Origin of the sequence: Methylocapsa sp. S129, assembly GCF_009765995.1 — a bacterium.
Classification (GTDB): domain Bacteria; phylum Pseudomonadota; class Alphaproteobacteria; order Rhizobiales; family Beijerinckiaceae; genus Roseiarcus.
In genome coordinates this window covers 1-17,341 of sequence record NZ_LMUI01000020.1, presented here as the reverse complement: position 1 = coordinate 17,341, position 17,341 = coordinate 1, and the positions used below count along the sequence as shown (strand labels likewise).

Genomic DNA, 17,341 nt, shown 5'->3' with positions numbered 1-17,341 from the left:
GAGATGTTCGGTAAGCGTTCGAACCCAGGCGTTAGCGCGCAACCTATCGGACCGGCTCGAGCGCTCGAATCGGCTGCGATGAAGCTCGACCCGATGCCTGCTCGCTCAACTTCCGCTCCATCCCAGAACACGCAAACGGAAGTGCGCCCCGACAGCTATTATCAAACAAAGAGCATGATCTTTGGCGCGCTGATCGAGGCGATCGATCTGTCCGCGCTCTCGAAGCTCGATCCGGAAAGCGCGCGGGAGGAAATCCGCGACATCGTCCATGAAATCGTCACGATAAAAAACCTCGTCCTGTCGATTGCCGAGCAGGAGGATCTTCTCGACGACATTTGCAACGATGTACTCGGTTTTGGCCCGCTTGAGCCCTTGCTTGCTCGCGACGACATCGCCGACATTATGGTCAATGGCCCGACCAAATGCTTCATCGAAGTAGCGGGCAAGATCCAATTGACCAATATCCGCTTCCGTGACGCCGCGCAGTTGATGAACATCTGCCAACGCATTGTCAGCCAGGTCGGCAGACGGGTCGACGAAGCCTCGCCAATTTGCGACGCCCGACTCATGGACGGCTCGCGCGTCAATGTCATCGCCCCGCCTCTGGCCATCGACGGCGCGGCGTTGACGATTCGAAAGTTCAAGAAAGACAAGCTCACGCTTGATCAGCTCACGCGCTTTGGCGCCATCTCGCCAGCCGGCGCGGAGATATTGAAGGTCATCGGCCGAGTGCGTTGCAACGTCGTCATCTCCGGCGGCACGGGCTCCGGTAAAACGACGCTTCTGAATTGCCTGACCAATTATATCGATGCCGACGAACGCGTCATCACGTGTGAAGACGCGGCCGAATTGCAACTTCAGCAACCCCACGTCGTCCGGCTGGAGACGCGTCCGCCAAATCTGGAGGGCACCGGCCAAGTCACGATGCGCGATCTCGTCAAGAATTGCCTGCGCATGCGTCCGGAAAGGATTATTGTGGGCGAAGTGCGCGGCCCCGAAGCTTTTGACCTCTTGCAGGCGATGAACACCGGTCATGACGGCTCGATGGGCACGCTGCACGCCAATTCTCCGCGCGAAGCGCTCAGCCGCATTGAATCGATGATTACGATGGGCGGCTATTCGCTGCCTTCTCGCACGATCCGCGAGATGGTCACCTCGTCGATCGATGTGATTGTACAGGCCGCGCGCCTGCGCGATGGCTCCCGGCGCATCACGCACATTACCGAGGTGATGGGCATGGAAGGCGAGGTTATCGTCACCCAGGACCTATTCGTTTACGATCTGTTAGGAGAGGATGCGCAAGGAAAGCTGAAAGGGCGTCACCGTTCGACGGGAATTGGACGCCCGCGCTTTTGGGAGCGCGCGCGCTATTACGGCGAGGAGCAGCGACTGGCGGCGGCTCTCGACGTATCCGAAGTTCCGGAAGGCGGCTGATGCGTCAAGCGAAGGATTTCGACCCGTGTTGAGTAACCCCATGATTATGGCCGGGCTGGTCGCCGTCACGCTGGGCGGTCTGGCGTTCGTCCTGAGTTCGGGTGATTCGAAAGCCCAGAAACGGCAGGCCGCCTTGCAAAAGGGCGGCGTCAAGACCAAAGACAATACGATCGAAAAGACCGCGCGCAAAAAACAGATATCGGACAGTCTAAAGGATCTTGAAAAGAGAAGGGGACAGACGCGCCTCAGTCTCGACATGAAGATTCAGCAAGCGGGGCTTTTTATCAGCGGCCGGCAGTTCATGATTTTTTCGGCGATCTCCGGATTGGCGGTCGCGCTTTTGGTGTTTCTGGCGACTCGCAGTCTCTACATCTCAGGTCCGGCCGCGCTGATCGGCCTCTTTGGCCTGCCAAACCTCATCTTGGCGCGATTGCGCAAGCGGCGCATCAACAAATTCGTCGCTGAATTTCCTAACGCGATCGACATCATCGTGCGCGGCGTCAAGGCCGGGTTGCCGCTTGGCGATTGCATGCGCGTTATCGCCAATGAAGCTTCCGAGCCGGTGCGGGGCGAGTTCAAGATGATTACCGAAACGCAAGCGATGGGTCTCTCGCTTGGCGAGGCCGTCGACCGGATTGCCCAACGGGTTCCCGTCACGGAAACCAATTTTTTCGCCATCGTCATCAATATCCAGTCAAAGGCCGGAGGAAATTTGTCGGAGGCGCTGGGCAATCTCTCTCGCGTGTTGCGTGAACGCAAGAAGATGAAGGGCAAGATCGGCGCAATGTCGATGGAGGCGAAAGCGTCGGCGGCGATTATCGGCGCGGTGCCATTCGTCGTTGTGGGACTCTTGTATATGTCGGCCCCAGCCTACGTCAGTCTTCTCTGGACGACAAACCACGGCATCATTGTCTCATGCGTCGCTCTGGTCTGGATGGGAATTGGCATAGCGATGATGAAAAAGATGATCTCTTTCGACTTCTAAAAGGGACGCGAAGCAATGCTTGATCTCGTTATCGCGAAGTTGAGCGACGGGCATTTCGTGGCGGGTATTTTGGTCGCCCTTGGCTGCGCGGCGAGCGTATTGACGTTGGCGATGCCGCTTCTTCAGACCGATAATCTCGGTCGCCGGATGAAAGCGGTAAGCACCGAAAGAGAGAAAATACGGCAACGGGAACGCGAACGCATCGCGGTCAACCAAAACAAGGCGGCGTTGCGTATTGCACCCAAGCGGCTCTTTAAGGATGTCGTAGATCGATTGAATTTGGCGAGTTGGCTTGGAACCGAACGGGCCAAGCAGCAGCTCGCGATGGCTGGCTATCGGGGCGCCGGTGCCGAATATACGTTTTTGTTCTTCCGTCTCGTCACCCCCATCACGCTCTTTCTCGCCGCTCTGCTATATATGTTCGTGATTCTTCAGTGGGATAAGCCTGTCCTGATGAAAATCGGCGTCGCCATCGGGGCGATGTATCTGGGCATCAAGGCGCCTGAGGTCTTTCTGTCCAATACGATTTCCAAGCGCAAGAGGTCGATGGAGCGCGCTTACCCCAATACGCTCGATCTGTTGCTGATTTGCGTTGAATCCGGCATGTCGATCGAACATGCGTTCCGCAAGGTCAGTATGGAGGTCGGCGCCGAATCGATCCCTATGGCGGAAGAAATGACGCTCCTGGCCGCCGAAATGTCGTTTTTGCCAGATCGACGCACGGCGTTTGAGAATTTGGGCGTTCGCACAGGTCTCGAATCCATTCGCGCGCTTGTGACGGTGTTGGTGCAAGCCGAACGTTACGGAACGCCGCTCGGCGCCGCGCTGCGCGTCCTGGCGCAAGAAAGCCGCGACGCGCGCATGACCGCCGCCGAAAAGAAGGCCGCCGCGCTACCGCCTGCCTTGACCGTGCCGATGATCCTGTTTTTTCTGCCGGGCCTGTTCGCGGCGATCCTGACGCCGGCGATCATTCAGATCAATCATTGGACTTAGGCGGGCGCCAGCACGCGAGGAACGCTTAACCGCGCGTCTGCCGGCCGTTCGGCGGCTGATGCGCGACCGCGTGCGCACGTTTCCGACGCCAGGCGAGCCGGTCCGAAATAGAGCGCGCATCCGCGGCGTTCGCTGCAAACGAACGCGTCCGGCGATCCTGACGGAGCCGGCGCAGGTCGTTCGCCTGCCGTTAACCAACAATGGAATAGTTTGGTTCAATTGCCGCATTTCTCATTTGAGCGCGCGACCAAACGGCGCTCTGCACGTTCTGCCCATGGCTTTTTTTTGGAAAAATGAAGCTCCAAGCTGAGTTGTTCCGAATCTTTCTTCGGAACGTCGCGGAACGATCCATCCGCTCCAGAGTTTCGAATTCGAGCATTCTTTCGCCGACGGGTCGGGAATTTGAGGTTATTGATGGCAATAGCCAGTTTCCAGCCGGAGGGCGAAAAGGGCGGCTCCCCCTTCCAGGCCATCGCTGCGATGGCGCAATCCGCGCTCGATGCGATGCCTTGCGCGGTCTGCTTGTGCGGGTCCGACGGCGTCATTCTTCGATACAACCGGCGCGCCATCCAACTCTGGGACCGGAGACCTCGCCTCGACGCGCCTGAAGATCGATTCTGCGGCTCATCTCGGCTTTACCATCTGGATGGGCGTCATCTTCCCCATGCGGAGACGCCGATGGCTCACGTGTTGCGGACCGGACTGCCCGTCGGGGATATTGATGTCGTCATCGAACGCCCGGATGGCAGTCGGGTGGTCGCGCTCTGCGACATCGAGCCGCTGCTCGACGCGCGCGGCTCCGTTGAGGGCGCCATCAACTGCTTTCGGGACATCACCGCCCGCAAGGGCCGCGAACAGAAACCCGGAGCGAATGACGAATCTCGAGTCGTCCCGCTCATGCATGCGTTCGAGGCGACGTCTCAACTCGCCATCATGCGGGACATCGCGCCGCGCAAAGATGACGAAGGCGCGCTGCGGGAGAGCGAGCGGCGTTTCAAGGACTTTCTCGACGCGTTGCCGACTGCGATCTACACGACGGATGCAAGCGGACGGATCACTTTCTTCAATGAGGCCGCGGTCGAATTTTGGGGACATCGTCCAGAGGTGGGAATCAGCGAGTGGTGCGGTTCCTGGCGCCTGTTCAATCCCGACGGAACGCCGCTGCCGCATGACCAGTGCCCGATGGCGCTGGCTCTGAAAGAGGATCGCAGCATTAGAAATGTCGAAGCGATCGCCGAGCGTCCCGATGGAACGCGGGTTCCTTTCATGCCCTATCCGACACCGCTCCACGATGCCTCGGGCGCGCTCGTAGGTGGGGTGAACATGCTGATCGACATCAGCTTCCACAAGGATGCGGCTGCGCGACAGCGGTTGCTGATTAACGAACTCAATCATCGCGTCAAGAACACGCTCGCAACTGTTCAGTCCGTCGTGTCGCAGACGCTGCACGGGACGAGCGACCTGCGGCAAGCGCGCGACGATGTGGAAAATCGACTTCTGAATCTGGCGCGCGCGCACGACATTTTGACGGCTGAGAACTGGGAAGGGGCGGACCTGCTCGGCATCGCCGAGGCGGCGCTCGCTGGCCATGACGCCGATGGTCTTCGCCACGAGATCGACGGGCCGACGGTCCGTCTTACGCCCAAGACGGCGCTGGCTCTTTCATTGGCCCTGCAGGAACTATGCGCCAACGCCGTCAGCTATGGCGCCCTGTCGGGGCAAAGCGGCAAGGTCTCGCTCAGTTGGAGCGTTGACGACACGAGCGAGGCGAGACGCCTGAAGTTGCTGTGGTGCGAAACGGGCGGACCCATGGTGATCGCGTCCGAGCGCCGCGGGCTGGGCTTCCGCCTGATCGAGCGGGGGCTCACCCGCGAACTTGGCGGCGAAGCCAAGATTACATTCTCCGCTTCCGGCGTCGTCTGTTCGATCGATGTCGGCCTTTCCTCGTCAGCTCGGTAGGCCGCAATGAGCGATCGCAGACGAGTGCTCGTCGTCGAGGATGAAATGATGGTGGCCATGCTGGTCGAGGACATGATCCTTGAGCTTGGCTACGATGTGGTCGGACCCGCCATGACGCTGGAGAGCGGTCTGGCGTTGGCGAGGGACGAACCATTGGATGGTGCGATTCTCGATGTGAACCTGGGCCACGGCGCCCGGACGACGCCAATCGCCGAGGTTCTGAAATCGCGCGGCGTTCCCTTCATGTTCGCCACCGGCTATGGATCGAACGCGCTTATCGAGGGATTTCGCGATGCGCCGGTGCTTAAAAAGCCCTTCTCTATGAAGGAGTTCACGCAGGCGCTGGAACGGTTGATCAAATAGCCCCAAGCGTGGGAAAAGCCGTTCACAAAGCAACGCTGCATTCGCGCATGCGCAATGATGTGAGAAGCTGGCAATTATGGCTGCGACGCGACGGGTTGTCGCGGGGATGTGGGGACGATGATCAGTAACGCTATGGCTCGACCAGATAGCGCGCTTGTCGCCGTCATTGCTTAGCGCAATCGCGGACCATGAAAGATGACTGAAATATTGTTGAAGATTGGCACGCGCGGATCGCCGCTCGCCCTCGCGCAGACTCATGAAGTCCGGCGCCTGCTCGCCGCCGCGAACGGATGCGACGAATCCCGGTTTGCGATCGTCGTCATCCGCACCACGGGCGACATGATCCAGGACCGCCCGCTTTCCGAAGCGGGCGGAAAGGGACTTTTCACCAAGGAAATTGACGCCGCCATGCTGAATGGCGAAATCGACGTCGCCGTCCATTCTTCGAAGGATCTGCCCACCGCCATGCCTGAAGGCGTCGCCATCGCCGGCTATCTCCCGCGCGAAGACGTCCGCGACGCGCTCGTTTCCGTTCATGCCGACAGCATCGCCGCTTTGCCCCCTGGCGCGACGCTGGGAACCGCGTCCCTGCGCCGCCAGGCGCAGGTCCGTCGGCTGCGTCCCGATATCCAGACCGTGCTGCTGCGCGGCAATGTGGAGACGCGGCTGCGCAAGGCGGAAGCCGGCGAAGTGGATGCGACCATACTTGCCTATGCCGGGCTCAAAAGGCTTGGCCTGGCGCATCGGGCGACCGCCGTGCTCGACATCGACACTTTCTTGCCGGCGGTCGGCCAGGGCGCGATCGGACTGACCGCGCGCACAAACGACGCGGCGACGCATCTTGCTCTCGGCCGGATTGTCGATGCCGATACCGGCTACGCGCTCGCCGCCGAACGCGCGTTTCTCGCGGTCCTAGACGGCTCCTGCCGCACGCCGATCGCCGGACATGCGCGCGTCGCCTTGGGGCGGATCAGTTTTCGCGGCATGGTCCTGCGCGCCGACGGCTCACAGATTTTTGAAGTGGAAATGAACGGCGCGACCAGCGACGCGCGAAAGCTTGGCGCAGAGGCCGGACATGATCTACTTAGCCGCCTTCCCGCCGGCGTGCTGGGTTGATCAGATAGCGGTTTTTCCTTAATCCGTCCCTTGGTTCGCAATATGCCGGCCCAATCGGCGATATTCGGCCCCAACTTGGTCTGGAAGAACGGATCGTGTACGGCGTTCCTGGTCAAACATGCGGCTGTTTGACCTGTATCAAGGCATCGCATCTTCAGCCATATTAGAGCGATACTAAATTGAGTGGCGACGTGAGGCGTCTGGCGATGGACTATCAGCAGCATTTCGAGCGCGCGATCGCGCGCCTGAAGTCAGAGAGCCGCTATCGTAGCTTTGCCGATCTCGAACGGGACGCGGCGCGTTTCCCGGTCGCGCTGTGGCGGCCCGAAGGCGCGGCCGAAGCGCCGCGCGAAGTCACGATCTGGTGCTCGAACGATTACCTGGGCATGGGTGGCCACGCCAAAGTTGTCCAAGCGGCGATCCGCGCCGTCGAGCGGCACGGCGTTGGGGCTGGCGGCACGCGCAATATTTCGGGCACCCACCATCCTATCGTCGAACTTGAGGCGGAGCTCGCCGATCTTCACGGCAAACAGGCGGCTCTCGCCTTCACCTCCGGTTGGATTTCGAATCTCGCGGGTATTTCCACCCTTGCCGGACTATTGCCCGACTGCCTTATCCTGTCGGACGCACTGAACCATAATTCGATCATCGAAGGCGTGCGCCGTTCGGGATGCGACAAGCAGGTCTGGCGCCACAATGACATTGCTCATCTCGAAGAACTGCTGATCGCCGCCGGTCCTGAGCGAGCCAAACTTATCGTCTTTGAAAGCCTCTATTCGATGGACGGCGATATTGCGCCGGTGGCCAGGATTGCCGACCTTGCGAAGAAATATAATGCGTTGACTTACATCGACGAGGTCCATGCGGTCGGCATGTATGGCCCGCGCGGCGCCGGCATATGCGAGCGCGACGGGGTGATGGACCGGATCGATGTCATCGAGGGAACGCTCGCCAAGGGCTTTGGCGCGCTCGGCGGCTATATCGCGGCCAATTCCGTCATCGTCGACGCGGTGCGGAGCTGCGCGCCGTCGTTCATTTTCACCACGACATTGCCGCCGATGATCGCGGCCAGCGCTTGCGCCGCGGTGCGCCATCTCAAGACGTCGGGCGCGGAGCGCGCGCGCCATCAGCATATGGCCGCTCTGACCAAACATGCGTTGCGCGCCGCTGGCCTGCCCATCATCGACAATTTTTCGCATATCGTGCCGCTGATGGTGGGCGATGCGGGACGCTGCAAGGCGGCGAGCGATCTTCTGCTGGACCGCCACGCCATCTATATCCAACCGATCAATTATCCCACCGTCGCCGTCGGGACCGAACGCCTGCGTATCACGCCGACCCCCCGCCACACAGAAGCACATGTCGCAGAATTGGTCGAGGCGCTTGTCGACGTCTGGCGCACGCTGGGCCTGCCCTTCGCGCCAACGCAAGTCTTGCCGCTGCGTTGGGCAAAGCCGGCGCCCGAGGCTCATTGCACCTATCCCGAGTTGAAGCGGGCGGCGGAGTAGAGACGAGTCTTGTCGCGTCAGGCTATTGATCGCGCCGCCGGTCCGACAGCGGGCGCCATAGCCTCCGGAGGCCAAGCATGAAATCGGTTGGATGGGTTCTGATCGCCGGCGCCGCCTTCGCCATGTCCGTCAGCGCCGCATTTGCGCAAGACGCCGCCGCCGGGGCGAAAGTATTTTTGAAATGCAGGGCCTGCCATCAGATCGGCGACAACGCCAAGAATATGGTGGGGCCGGCGCTCACAGGCGTCGTCGGCAGGCCGGCAGGCGTCTATCCCGATTATAATTATTCGGATGCGAACAAGAATTCCGGGCTCACCTGGGACGAAGCCACGCTCAAGGTCTATTTGAAGGATCCCAAGGCCAAGGTGCCGGGCACGAAAATGACCTTTCCCGGCCTTTCTTCCGATGCCGATATCGACAATGTCATCGCCTATCTCAAGACATTCCCGGCGCCGGCGAAATAGGATTGGCGGCTTGCGCCGATTCCGGGTTTCAGGCTAACGCGGGCGTGCGGATCGCGCTATCGGCGGTCGGTCCCTCCACGCGTCTGGGAATTTCTTGATGAAAGTCGCAACGGCGCCGCCGAACAAGTTTCTACAGACGCTCGCCGGCGCCGTTCAGGAGATTCCGCCGATCTGGCTGATGCGTCAGGCAGGCCGCTATCTCCCCGAATATCGGCAGATTCGCGCAACAGCGCCGACGTTTCTGGATTTTTGCTATTCGCCCAAACTCGCGACGGAAGCCACTCTGCAGCCGATCCGGCGCTTCGGCTTCGATGCGGCGATTGTATTCAGCGACATTCTCGTCGTGCCCGACGCGCTGGGGCAAGAGGTCGGTTTCGAGTCCGGCGAGGGACCGCGCCTCAAGCCGATCGAATCGCGCGCCGATTTCAGCGCGTTGCGCGACAGCCTCGATCTAGGCCGGCTGGAGCCTGTCTTCGAGACGTTAGGCCGCGTGCGGGCGAGCCTGCCCGATGAAGTCGCTCTGATCGGCTTTTGCGGCGCGCCCTGGACCGTCGCGAGCTATATGATCGCCGGACGCGGCACGCCTGACCAGGCGCCGGCGCGGCTCTTCGCCTACCGAAATCCGGCCTTGTTTCAAGAACTCATAGCATTGCTGATCGAGGCTTCCGCCGATTACCTCATTCGCCAATTGCGCGCGGGGGCGCAGGCGGTGCAAATCTTCGATAGCTGGTCGGGCGTCTTGCCCGTGGCGGAACTCGAACGCTGGTGTCTTGCGCCGCTCCGCGCCATCATCGCCAAAGTTCGGACGCAAACGCCAAACGCGCCCATTATCGCGTTTCCTCGCGGCGTGGGCGCCTCGCTGACGAATTTTGCCGCGCTCGATGGCGTTGCGGCGATCGGCCTCGACACCACGGTCGCGCCCGATTGGGCCGCCGCGGCGTTGCCGTCCCATCTGACGCTGCAGGGCAATCTCGATCCGCTCGCGCTGATGGCGGGCGGCAAGGGCCTCGAAGAGGGCGTTGACCGCATATTGACGGGCTTTTCTGGCCGACCGCATATATTCAATCTTGGCCACGGCATTCTCCCCGAGACGCCGATCAGCCATGTGGAGCAGCTCATCAGCCAGGTTCGAGGCGCGCGATGACAATGACCCACGCGCCCGCGCACGAACAGAGAAAGATCGAGGCGCGCCGCTGGTTCGAGGCGCTTCAGCAGGAACTGATCGGCGTCATCGAATCCATCGAGCGCGATTGCCCCGGCCCCTATGCCGATGGCGCGACGCAGCCCGGTCGTTTCGAAACAAAACCGTGGACGCGAACGGACCATAGCGGCGAACCCGGCGGCGGCGGCCGCATGGCGATGCTAAGCGGGCGCGTCTTCGAGAAGATGGGCGTGCATAGTTCGACTGTTTTTGGAACATTCTCGCCGGAATTCGCCAGGCAGATTCCCGGCGCCGACGTGGACCCCCACTTCTGGGCTTCGGGCGTTTCGGTCATCGCGCATCCCTGGAATCCGAACGTTCCCACCGTCCACATGAACACAAGATTCGTCGTGACGTCGAAAGCGTGGCTGGGCGGCGGCGCCGATTTGACGCCTGTGCTCGACCGGCGCAGGAACCAGCAGGATTCCGACGCTCTGACCTTTCATGACGCGATGCGCGGCGCTTGCGAACGTCATGCCGATGTCGCGTCCTATGAGAAATACCGGGCGTGGTGCGAGGAATATTTCTTTCTCAAGCATCGCAACGAACCCCGCGGCGTCGGCGGTATTTTCTTTGACTATCTCAACAGCGCGAGCGACGAGGAAAATTCAGCGTGGGACGCGGATTTCGCCTTCACGCGCGACGTCGGCCGGAGTTTCGTCGCGGTCTATTCTGACATCGTGCGGCGGAATTTTGCGACGGCCTGGACGCCCGCTGACCGCGAGGAGCAACTCGTGCGGCGCGGCCGCTATGTCGAGTTCAACCTTCTCTACGATCGCGGCACGATCTTCGGATTGAAGACCGGCGGCAACGTCGATTCCATCCTGTCGTCGATGCCCCCGCTCGCCCGCTGGCCATAGGCGCACATCGCGCGACAATCGCTTTCATCAGATATGAATCGCCATGCCGATCGCGCGCATCGCAGCCTCGCCGAAGGCTTCGCTCAAAGTCGGATGCGCGTGGATCGTGCCCGCGACATCGTCGATGACGGCCCCCATTTCGATCGCATGCGTGAACTCGCCCGACATTTCCGAGACATGCGCGCCCACCGCCTGAACGCCGAGAACGCGCCGATTGTCGGCCCTCGCGATCACGCGAACGAACCCTTCGTCGCCTCCCGCATCCATCGACAAAGCGCGTCCGCTCGCCGAAAATGGGAATTGTCCGGCGATGATGGCGATGCCCTTCGCAGCCGCCTCAGCGGAATTCAGGCCGACGCTGACGATTTCCGGCTCGGTGAAGCAGACCGCTGGTATCGCAGCGGGATCAAAAGTCCGGCGTTTGCCCGCGATGATTTCGGCGACTATTTCGCCCTGGGCTGAGGCTTTGTGGGCAAGCATGGGCTCGCCGACAAGGTCGCCGATCGCCCAAACGTTTTTGACCGACGTGCGACATTGATCGTCGATCTTGACGAACGGGCCGTCGAGGTCGACCGCCATCGCCTCCAGACCCCAGCCCTTGGTCAAGGGCCTGCGACCGACCGTCACCAGAATCGCGTCGGCCGGCAGCTCCGTCTTTTCGCCATCTTGCGTTTCGATCGCCAACGCATGGCCCCCGCTTTTCTGAACGAGAGCTTTCGCCTTGGCGCCCGTCAACACTGTGACGCCGGCGCGCGACAGCCATTTGCTCACCGGCGCGGCAAGCTCGCGATCGAACGCGGGCAAGATATCGTCCAAAGCTTCGACAAGCGTGACCTCCGACCCCAATTTGCGAAACGCCGTCCCCAGCTCGACGCCGATATAGCCGGCCCCGACGACGACAAGGCGCTTGGGCGGCGCCGATAGCGACAGCGCTTCGGTCGAGGAAAGGACCGGGCCGCCGAAGGGAAGAAACGGCAATTCCACCGGTTCCGAACCATTGGCGAGAACGACATGTTCGGCTGTTATCGCGACCTTTCCCTCAGCCGTCGCGACCTCGCAGGTTTTCGCATCCGAGAATGTCGCCCAGCCGTTCACCACTTTGACCTTGGCGCGTTTTAGCAGAGCGCCGACGCCATTGCTGAGCCTGGCGACGATCGCGTCCTTCCAGCGGATGGTCTCGCCAAAATCAAGGCTCGGTGGCGCCGACAGGCTGATGCCGAAGCGGTTGCCGCCGACCGCATGCGTCATCGCCTCGAATTGTCCCGCAGCATGGATCAGCGCCTTAGACGGAATACAGCCGCGCACGAGGCAGGTTCCGCCAAGGCGAACGCTCTCGACCAGCGTCACATCGAGACCAAGCTGCCCGGCGCGGATCGCGGCGACATAGCCGCCGGGACCGCCGCCGACGACCAGAACTTTTGTCGCGATGCTTTTCATCGTGGATCGTCCATGAACAGGAGCGCAGGCTGTTCAAGACGCGCCTTGATCTCTTGAATGAAGGACGCGGCGTCCCAGCCATCGACGATGCGATGATCGAAGGAAGACGACAGGTTCATCATTTTGCGCACTACAATCTGGCCGCGCAGAACGACCGGCCGCTCGACGATTTTGTTGACGCCGACAATCGCAACTTCCGGCGAATTGATCACCGGGGTTGAAACGATGCCGCCAAGGGCGCCCAGACTCGAGACGGTGATAGTCGAGCCCGTCAGTTCCTCGCGCGAGGCTTTGGCGTCTCTGGCCGCATTGGCGAGACGAGCGATCTCCTCGGCGCATCGCCAGATGTCGAGCGCCTCGACATGACGCACCACCGGCACGACAAGGCCCGCCGGCGTTTGCGTGGCGACGCCGATGTGAACGGCGCGATGGCGCCGCACCACGCCCGCCGCATCGTCGAAATGCGCATTGACCTGCGGAAATTTTGCGATGGATTGGACCATCGCGCGCATCAGGAACGGCAACAGGCTGAGCTTGGCGCGCGTCGCCCCGTACTGCGCATTCAAATGCTGGCGCAAGTCTTCCAGCGCTGTAACGTCGAGCTCTTCGACATAGGCGATATGCGGGATGCGACGCTTGGCGTCCTGCATCCGCTCGGCGATCTTGCGGCGCAGGCCGATGATCTTGATCTCCTCGACGCCGTCGTCGAGCGGCGCATGACCTGCACGGGAACTGGCGTTCGCGCCTCCGGAGGCAAGGAAGGCGTCGAGATCTTCCTGCACGATGCGGCCGCCGGGACCGGTGCCCGGCACGAAGGCGAGCGCCACGCCAAGCTCGGCCGCCCTACGACGAACGGCCGGCGATGCGACCGGTTTTTCACCTGGCGTTCGCGTCGCAAACGCTGGCGCGCCGGAGGCGGCCTGAGGCCCGGCGCTCCTGACATTGGGCGGCGGCGCAACGGGCGGCGTTGGCGCGAAGACAGGCGCCGCCGTCGCTTCGCTTTCCGGCGCATGCGTCGTCTTGGGTTCCACCGCCGCGCTTTCCTCGCTCGCCCCATTGCCGGCGACATCGAAGACAACCAGTTCGGAGCCGACCGCCATCGTCTCGCCGGGCGCCCCGCGCAATGCGACGATCGTTCCATGTACAGGCGACGAAACCTCCACCGTCGCCTTGTCCGTCATCAGATCGGCGAGCGGCTGGTCCTCGCGAACGAAATCGCCGACCTTGACGCGCCATTCGACGATTTCCGCCTGCGTGGTCCCTTCACCTAGATCCGGCGTCTTGAGCACATATTTCATGCGCGGGCGTCCATTGTCCTGACGAGAGCCTCGCCAATGCGTTTGGGTCCGGGGAAATAATCCCATTCGAACGCATAGGGGTACGGCGTGTCCCATCCCGTCACGCGCGCGATCGGCGCTTCCAGTGCGTAGAAACAATGCTCCTGGACAAGAGCCGCGAGCTCGGCGCCGTAGCCTCCCGTGCGGGTCGCTTCGTGGACCACCACGCAACGGCCCGTCTTGGCGACCGAGGCGGCGATCGTCTCCAGATCGACAGGCACAAGCGTGCGCAGATCGATCACTTCGGCGTCGACGCCGGTCTCCTCAGCGGCGGCGAGCGCCACGTGAACCATCGTGCCATAGGCGAGAACCGTGACGCCGCCGCCCTCGCGGACAACCGCCGCCTTGCCCAGCGGGACGCTGTAGTGGTCTTGCGGCACTTCGCTCAAGGGATGGCCGGCCCAGGACGCGGCGGCCCGGTCATGATGGCCGTCGAACGGTCCGGCATAGAGGCGTTTGGGCTCGAGAAAAATGATCGGATCGTCGTCTTCGATGGAGGCGATCAAAAGCCCTTTGGCGTCGTAGGGGTTGGACGGAATGACCGTCTTGAGGCCGCAGACATGGGTGAACAGGGCCTCGGGGCTCTGGCTGTGCGTCTGCCCGCCGAAGATGCCCCCACCGTAAGGCGTGCGCACGGTGAGCGGCGCCCAGAACTCGCCCGCCGAACGATAACGCAAGCGGGCGGCCTCGGAAGCGAGTTGGTCAAAAGCAGGATAGGCGTAGTCGGCGAATTGAATCTCGACGACCGGCCGCAAGCCGTAAACGCCCATGCCAAGGGCCGCGCCGACAATGCCGCCTTCGGTGAGCGGCGTATCCAACACGCGCCGCGCGCCATATTTGCGCTGCAGGCCGTCGGTGCAGCGAAACACGCCGCCGAAATAGCCGACATCCTCGCCCATGACGAGCACGTCGGGATCGCGGCCGAGCATCACATCCATCGCCGAATTGAGCGCCTGCGCCATATTCATCTGAGACATGTCAGAACCCCAATTCCTGGCGCTGACCGCGCAGATGCCATGGCATGACTTTGTAGACGTCGTCGAACATCGTCGCCGGACTATGACGCCGGCCGCTGCCCATAATCCCGACCGCTTCCGCCTCCTTAACGGCGGCGAGAACCGTTTCCTCGGCTTCGGCGGCAAGTTGCGTGTGGCGCTCGGGCGACCATTGTCCGACGGCGATCAGATGGTCCTTGAGCCGTTCGATCGGATCGCCGAGCGGCCAGTAGCTTCCTTCATCCGCAGGGCGATATTTGCTCGGATCGTCGCTCGTCGAATGCGCGGCCGCGCGATAAGTGACAAGCTCGATGAGGGTGGGTCCGAGATTGCGCCGCGCGCGCTCGGCCGCCCATTGCGTCACGGCGGTCACCGCGAGAAAATCATTGCCGTCGACCCGCAGGCCCGGCAGTCCATAACCAATCGCGCGCGAGGCGAAAGTGGCGGTCTCTCCGCCCGCCAGGCCGTTGAAGCTGGAGATCGCCCATTGGTTGTTGACGACGTTGAGAATGACCGGCGCGCGATAGACCGCCCCGAATGTCAGCGCATAGTGAAAATCGCCCTCCGCCGTCGACCCGTCGCCGATCCAGCCAGCCGCGATGCGCGTATCGCCTTTATAGGCCGACGCCATCGCCCAGCCGACCGCCTGGATGAACTGGGTGGCCAGATTGCCCGAAATGGTGAAAAAACCGGCCTCACGCGCCGAATACATCACCGGCAATTGACGTCCCTTCAACCGGTCGACAGCGTTGCCATAGACTTGGCAAGCCATTTCAAAGATCGGCCAATCGCGAGCGATGAGGAGGCCTTGTTGGCGATAAGTCGGGAACAGCATGTCGCCCTTGTCGAGCGCCATCGCCTGGGCGACGGCCACAGCCTCTTCGCCCGTGCTCTTCATATAGAAGGTCGTCTTGCCCTGTCGCTGCGAGCGCATCATGCGTTCGTCATAGGCCCGCGTCAGCAGCATATGGCGCAGGCCGAGCCGCAGCCGCTCGGGCTCAAGCTTCGGGTCCCATGGCCCCACCGCTCCGCCTTTCTCATCGAGAACCCGGACGAGGCTTTCGGCCAGATCGCGAAATTCCGCAGCCGGCGCGTCCACCTCAGGCCGACGCACTTCGCCCGGCGCGGACGTCCGCAGATCGCTGAAATCGGGTTTTTCGCCGGGACGAAAGCGTGGTTCCGGAATGTGCAGGCTGAGAGGGGAATGCGGGGTCAAATGGCCTCCGGCGCCGTTTGGGCTGCGTTTCCTGGAAACATTGCTCAGCTTGTGTATCTACACTAAGCGCGGCCGCCTCAAAATATCCGCGATGCCGCCGCGGCTCGGCGGCGATCAAAACGGCGATCGATTAGCCGCACTCAATGAAACGGGTATGATCTCCGATTGGCGAGTTCGTTAGTCAACTGATGGATGTGGTCAAACAATCATCCCGAATTTCGGACGAGAGCGATCGACCCACTGACGATCTCACGGTAGGACTCGGACGGTGGCATTTCGAGCTTCTCGACTTGCACATCGGCAAGGTAAGAACAAAGCTCCTCCAGGTCTTCCCCGGCGCTCATCCGATCAAAGAGAATTTCCGCGTAGGCGAACAATTCGCCTTCGTTGCAATCGGCTGGCAAATCCCAATGGTCTCGCATAACGCCAATAATTTGGCCGATTATAGTTGTTTTGTCTTTCATGGTTTCTCCCGTCTCCAGAGAAATACGAGACGGCAGCAAGAGTGTTTTCCAAGGCCGATTGATGGCGAAGAAGGAGATAGAGCCCCATGGATGAAATGCGCATCACCGGCATCGGGCCCATCGTTACAGCGCCAGCTTCAGACACTCATCCTGGCAGCATCGCGATCGAAGTTCTGACATCGGAGGACCAGGAGTCTTTGGTGATGTCTGGAGCTGTCGCGATGGAACTGGCGGCTGCAATCGTAAAGCATATGCAACAGGAGCAGTCTCTTTCTGGAAGGGAAACTGTCCCACCCAAGAAAGCCGAGTAGTTTCGCATCGATTATTCGGCGTCTGATTGGCGCTATTCGGCAGCGGATGGCGCGCTGAGATGGGACCTTTGAACCGGCGATGGACTTATTCCGTGGGCGCATCTGGCAGGACCTATGTCGTTCCCGATCTTCATGGGCGTTTCGATCTTCTCAAACTCGCCCTTTCCAGCATTGAGAAGAACGAAGCCGGCTCGGTAGTTTTCACGGGCGACTACATAGATCGAGGTCCACAAAGTCGAGAAGTCATCGAACGTCTCATCGCCGGGCCCTCGACGGGGTGGAAATGGATATGCCTCCTTGGAAACCACGAGGACATGCTGATTCAGGCTTCGCAGAATTGGCTCAAGATACGCCAGTGGCTTCGCAACGGCGGAGAGGCGACGCTGAGATCCTATGGCTCCAAAACGGGTTCAATGCTCGACTTCTCCATGGTTGAACCGGCTCATGTGGCGTGGATGCAGGCCCTACCGCTCTTTCATAGAGATCAGCACCGCGTCTATGTGCATGCCGGTATGGAGGAGGGCGTTCCATTAGATCAGCAAAGCAAGCACACGCTCATTTGGAAGCGATATGGCGAGGGCTCCGCTGAAGGATACGGCGCTTTGCATATTGTTGTAAGCGATGTTCTCAGGCCACGGCTTTGATGGCGGGGGCGTAGGCCCAGGGCAAGAGATCGTCGATTTGGCTATTGGGATGGC

General features: G+C 61.2%; 18 protein-coding genes. 12 read left to right on the top strand and 6 right to left on the bottom strand.

All coding sequences use genetic code 11. The annotated features are described in order from the left end of the window. Window positions 1-3 precede the first annotated feature (3 nt). Genes GSQ90_RS12790 through GSQ90_RS12780 form a run of 3 tightly spaced genes read left to right on the top strand, consistent with a single transcriptional unit; the run spans window position 4 to window position 3,412 of the window. Window positions 4-1,434: a CpaF family protein gene (locus tag GSQ90_RS12790; protein WP_158815229.1), complete on the top strand. Its 1,431-nt coding sequence runs from the start codon at window positions 4-6 to the stop codon at window positions 1,432-1,434. 25 nt (window positions 1,435-1,459) lie between these two features. Continuing rightward, a complete protein-coding gene (locus tag GSQ90_RS12785) occupies window positions 1,460-2,419 on the top strand; it encodes a type II secretion system F family protein (RefSeq protein WP_246731578.1) in 960 nt (319 codons plus the stop codon). Window positions 2,420-2,434: 15 nt separating this feature from the next. Next, window positions 2,435-3,412 (top strand): type II secretion system F family protein, encoded by a 978-nt coding sequence (locus GSQ90_RS12780; RefSeq protein WP_158815228.1) that lies wholly within the window; start codon window positions 2,435-2,437, stop codon window positions 3,410-3,412. A 215-nt stretch (window positions 3,413-3,627) separates the two neighbouring features. Here GSQ90_RS12780 and GSQ90_RS32385 read toward each other — a convergent pair whose 3' ends face one another. Then, window positions 3,628-3,957: a hypothetical protein gene (locus tag GSQ90_RS32385; RefSeq protein WP_246731610.1), complete on the bottom strand. Its 330-nt coding sequence runs from the start codon at window positions 3,955-3,957 to the stop codon at window positions 3,628-3,630. On the opposite strand from GSQ90_RS32385, the gene GSQ90_RS12775 reads away from it, so the two are divergent. The 7 genes from GSQ90_RS12775 (at window position 3,893) to hemF (ending at window position 10,883) form a co-directional block, all read left to right on the top strand. Beyond that, window positions 3,893-5,371, top strand: a complete 1,479-nt coding sequence (locus GSQ90_RS12775) for a sensor histidine kinase (protein ID WP_371418373.1) — start codon at window positions 3,893-3,895, stop codon at window positions 5,369-5,371. The genes GSQ90_RS32385 and GSQ90_RS12775 overlap by 65 nt on opposite strands. A gap of 6 nt (window positions 5,372-5,377) precedes the next feature. Next, window positions 5,378-5,734, top strand: coding sequence for a response regulator (locus GSQ90_RS12770; RefSeq protein ID WP_158815226.1), 357 nt, complete (start codon window positions 5,378-5,380; stop codon window positions 5,732-5,734). A 195-nt stretch (window positions 5,735-5,929) separates the two neighbouring features. Further along, window positions 5,930-6,850, top strand: coding sequence for a hydroxymethylbilane synthase (hemC, locus tag GSQ90_RS12765; RefSeq protein ID WP_158815225.1), 921 nt, complete (start codon window positions 5,930-5,932; stop codon window positions 6,848-6,850). A gap of 206 nt (window positions 6,851-7,056) precedes the next feature. After that, a complete protein-coding gene (gene hemA, locus GSQ90_RS12760; protein WP_158815513.1) occupies window positions 7,057-8,358 on the top strand; it encodes a 5-aminolevulinate synthase in 1,302 nt (433 codons plus the stop codon). 77 nt (window positions 8,359-8,435) lie between these two features. Beyond that, window positions 8,436-8,822 carry a cytochrome c family protein gene (locus GSQ90_RS12755; RefSeq protein WP_158815224.1) on the top strand — a complete coding sequence of 129 codons (387 nt, stop codon included), beginning with the start codon at window positions 8,436-8,438 and terminating at the stop codon, window positions 8,820-8,822. Between the two features lie 97 nt (window positions 8,823-8,919). Continuing rightward, the gene (gene hemE / locus GSQ90_RS12750; RefSeq protein WP_158815223.1) at window positions 8,920-9,966 is read left to right on the top strand and encodes a uroporphyrinogen decarboxylase; all 1,047 of its coding nucleotides are present in this window, start codon (window positions 8,920-8,922) and stop codon (window positions 9,964-9,966) included. Window positions 9,967-9,968: 2 nt separating this feature from the next. Next, window positions 9,969-10,883 (top strand): oxygen-dependent coproporphyrinogen oxidase, encoded by a 915-nt coding sequence (gene hemF, locus GSQ90_RS12745; RefSeq protein WP_158815512.1) that lies wholly within the window; start codon window positions 9,969-9,971, stop codon window positions 10,881-10,883. A gap of 27 nt (window positions 10,884-10,910) precedes the next feature. Here hemF and lpdA read toward each other — a convergent pair whose 3' ends face one another. The 5 genes from lpdA to GSQ90_RS12720 all read right to left on the bottom strand — a co-directional run bounded on the left by lpdA (window position 10,911) and on the right by GSQ90_RS12720 (window position 16,332). Further along, window positions 10,911-12,320 (bottom strand): dihydrolipoyl dehydrogenase, encoded by a 1,410-nt coding sequence (lpdA, locus tag GSQ90_RS12740; protein WP_158815222.1) that lies wholly within the window; start codon window positions 12,318-12,320, stop codon window positions 10,911-10,913. Continuing rightward, entirely contained in the window at window positions 12,317-13,618 is a 1,302-nt protein-coding gene (locus GSQ90_RS12735; protein ID WP_158815221.1) for a dihydrolipoamide acetyltransferase family protein, read from the bottom strand. Before GSQ90_RS12735 ends, lpdA begins: the two co-directional genes overlap by 4 nt. Beyond that, window positions 13,615-14,634: an alpha-ketoacid dehydrogenase subunit beta gene (locus GSQ90_RS12730; RefSeq protein ID WP_158815220.1), complete on the bottom strand. Its 1,020-nt coding sequence runs from the start codon at window positions 14,632-14,634 to the stop codon at window positions 13,615-13,617. Before GSQ90_RS12730 ends, GSQ90_RS12735 begins: the two co-directional genes overlap by 4 nt. Before the next feature lies 1 nt (window position 14,635). Then, window positions 14,636-15,868: a 3-methyl-2-oxobutanoate dehydrogenase (2-methylpropanoyl-transferring) subunit alpha gene (locus tag GSQ90_RS12725; RefSeq protein ID WP_158815219.1), complete on the bottom strand. Its 1,233-nt coding sequence runs from the start codon at window positions 15,866-15,868 to the stop codon at window positions 14,636-14,638. Window positions 15,869-16,074: 206 nt separating this feature from the next. After that, window positions 16,075-16,332, bottom strand: coding sequence for a hypothetical protein (locus GSQ90_RS12720; RefSeq protein WP_158815218.1), 258 nt, complete (start codon window positions 16,330-16,332; stop codon window positions 16,075-16,077). 86 nt (window positions 16,333-16,418) lie between these two features. On the opposite strand from GSQ90_RS12720, the gene GSQ90_RS12715 reads away from it, so the two are divergent. Together GSQ90_RS12715 and GSQ90_RS12710 are read left to right on the top strand one after the other, a co-directional pair. Then, window positions 16,419-16,643, top strand: a complete 225-nt coding sequence (locus GSQ90_RS12715) for a hypothetical protein (RefSeq protein WP_158815217.1) — start codon at window positions 16,419-16,421, stop codon at window positions 16,641-16,643. 92 nt (window positions 16,644-16,735) lie between these two features. Next, window positions 16,736-17,287 (top strand): metallophosphoesterase, encoded by a 552-nt coding sequence (locus GSQ90_RS12710; RefSeq protein ID WP_158815216.1) that lies wholly within the window; start codon window positions 16,736-16,738, stop codon window positions 17,285-17,287. Window positions 17,288-17,341: the final 54 nt, after the last annotated feature.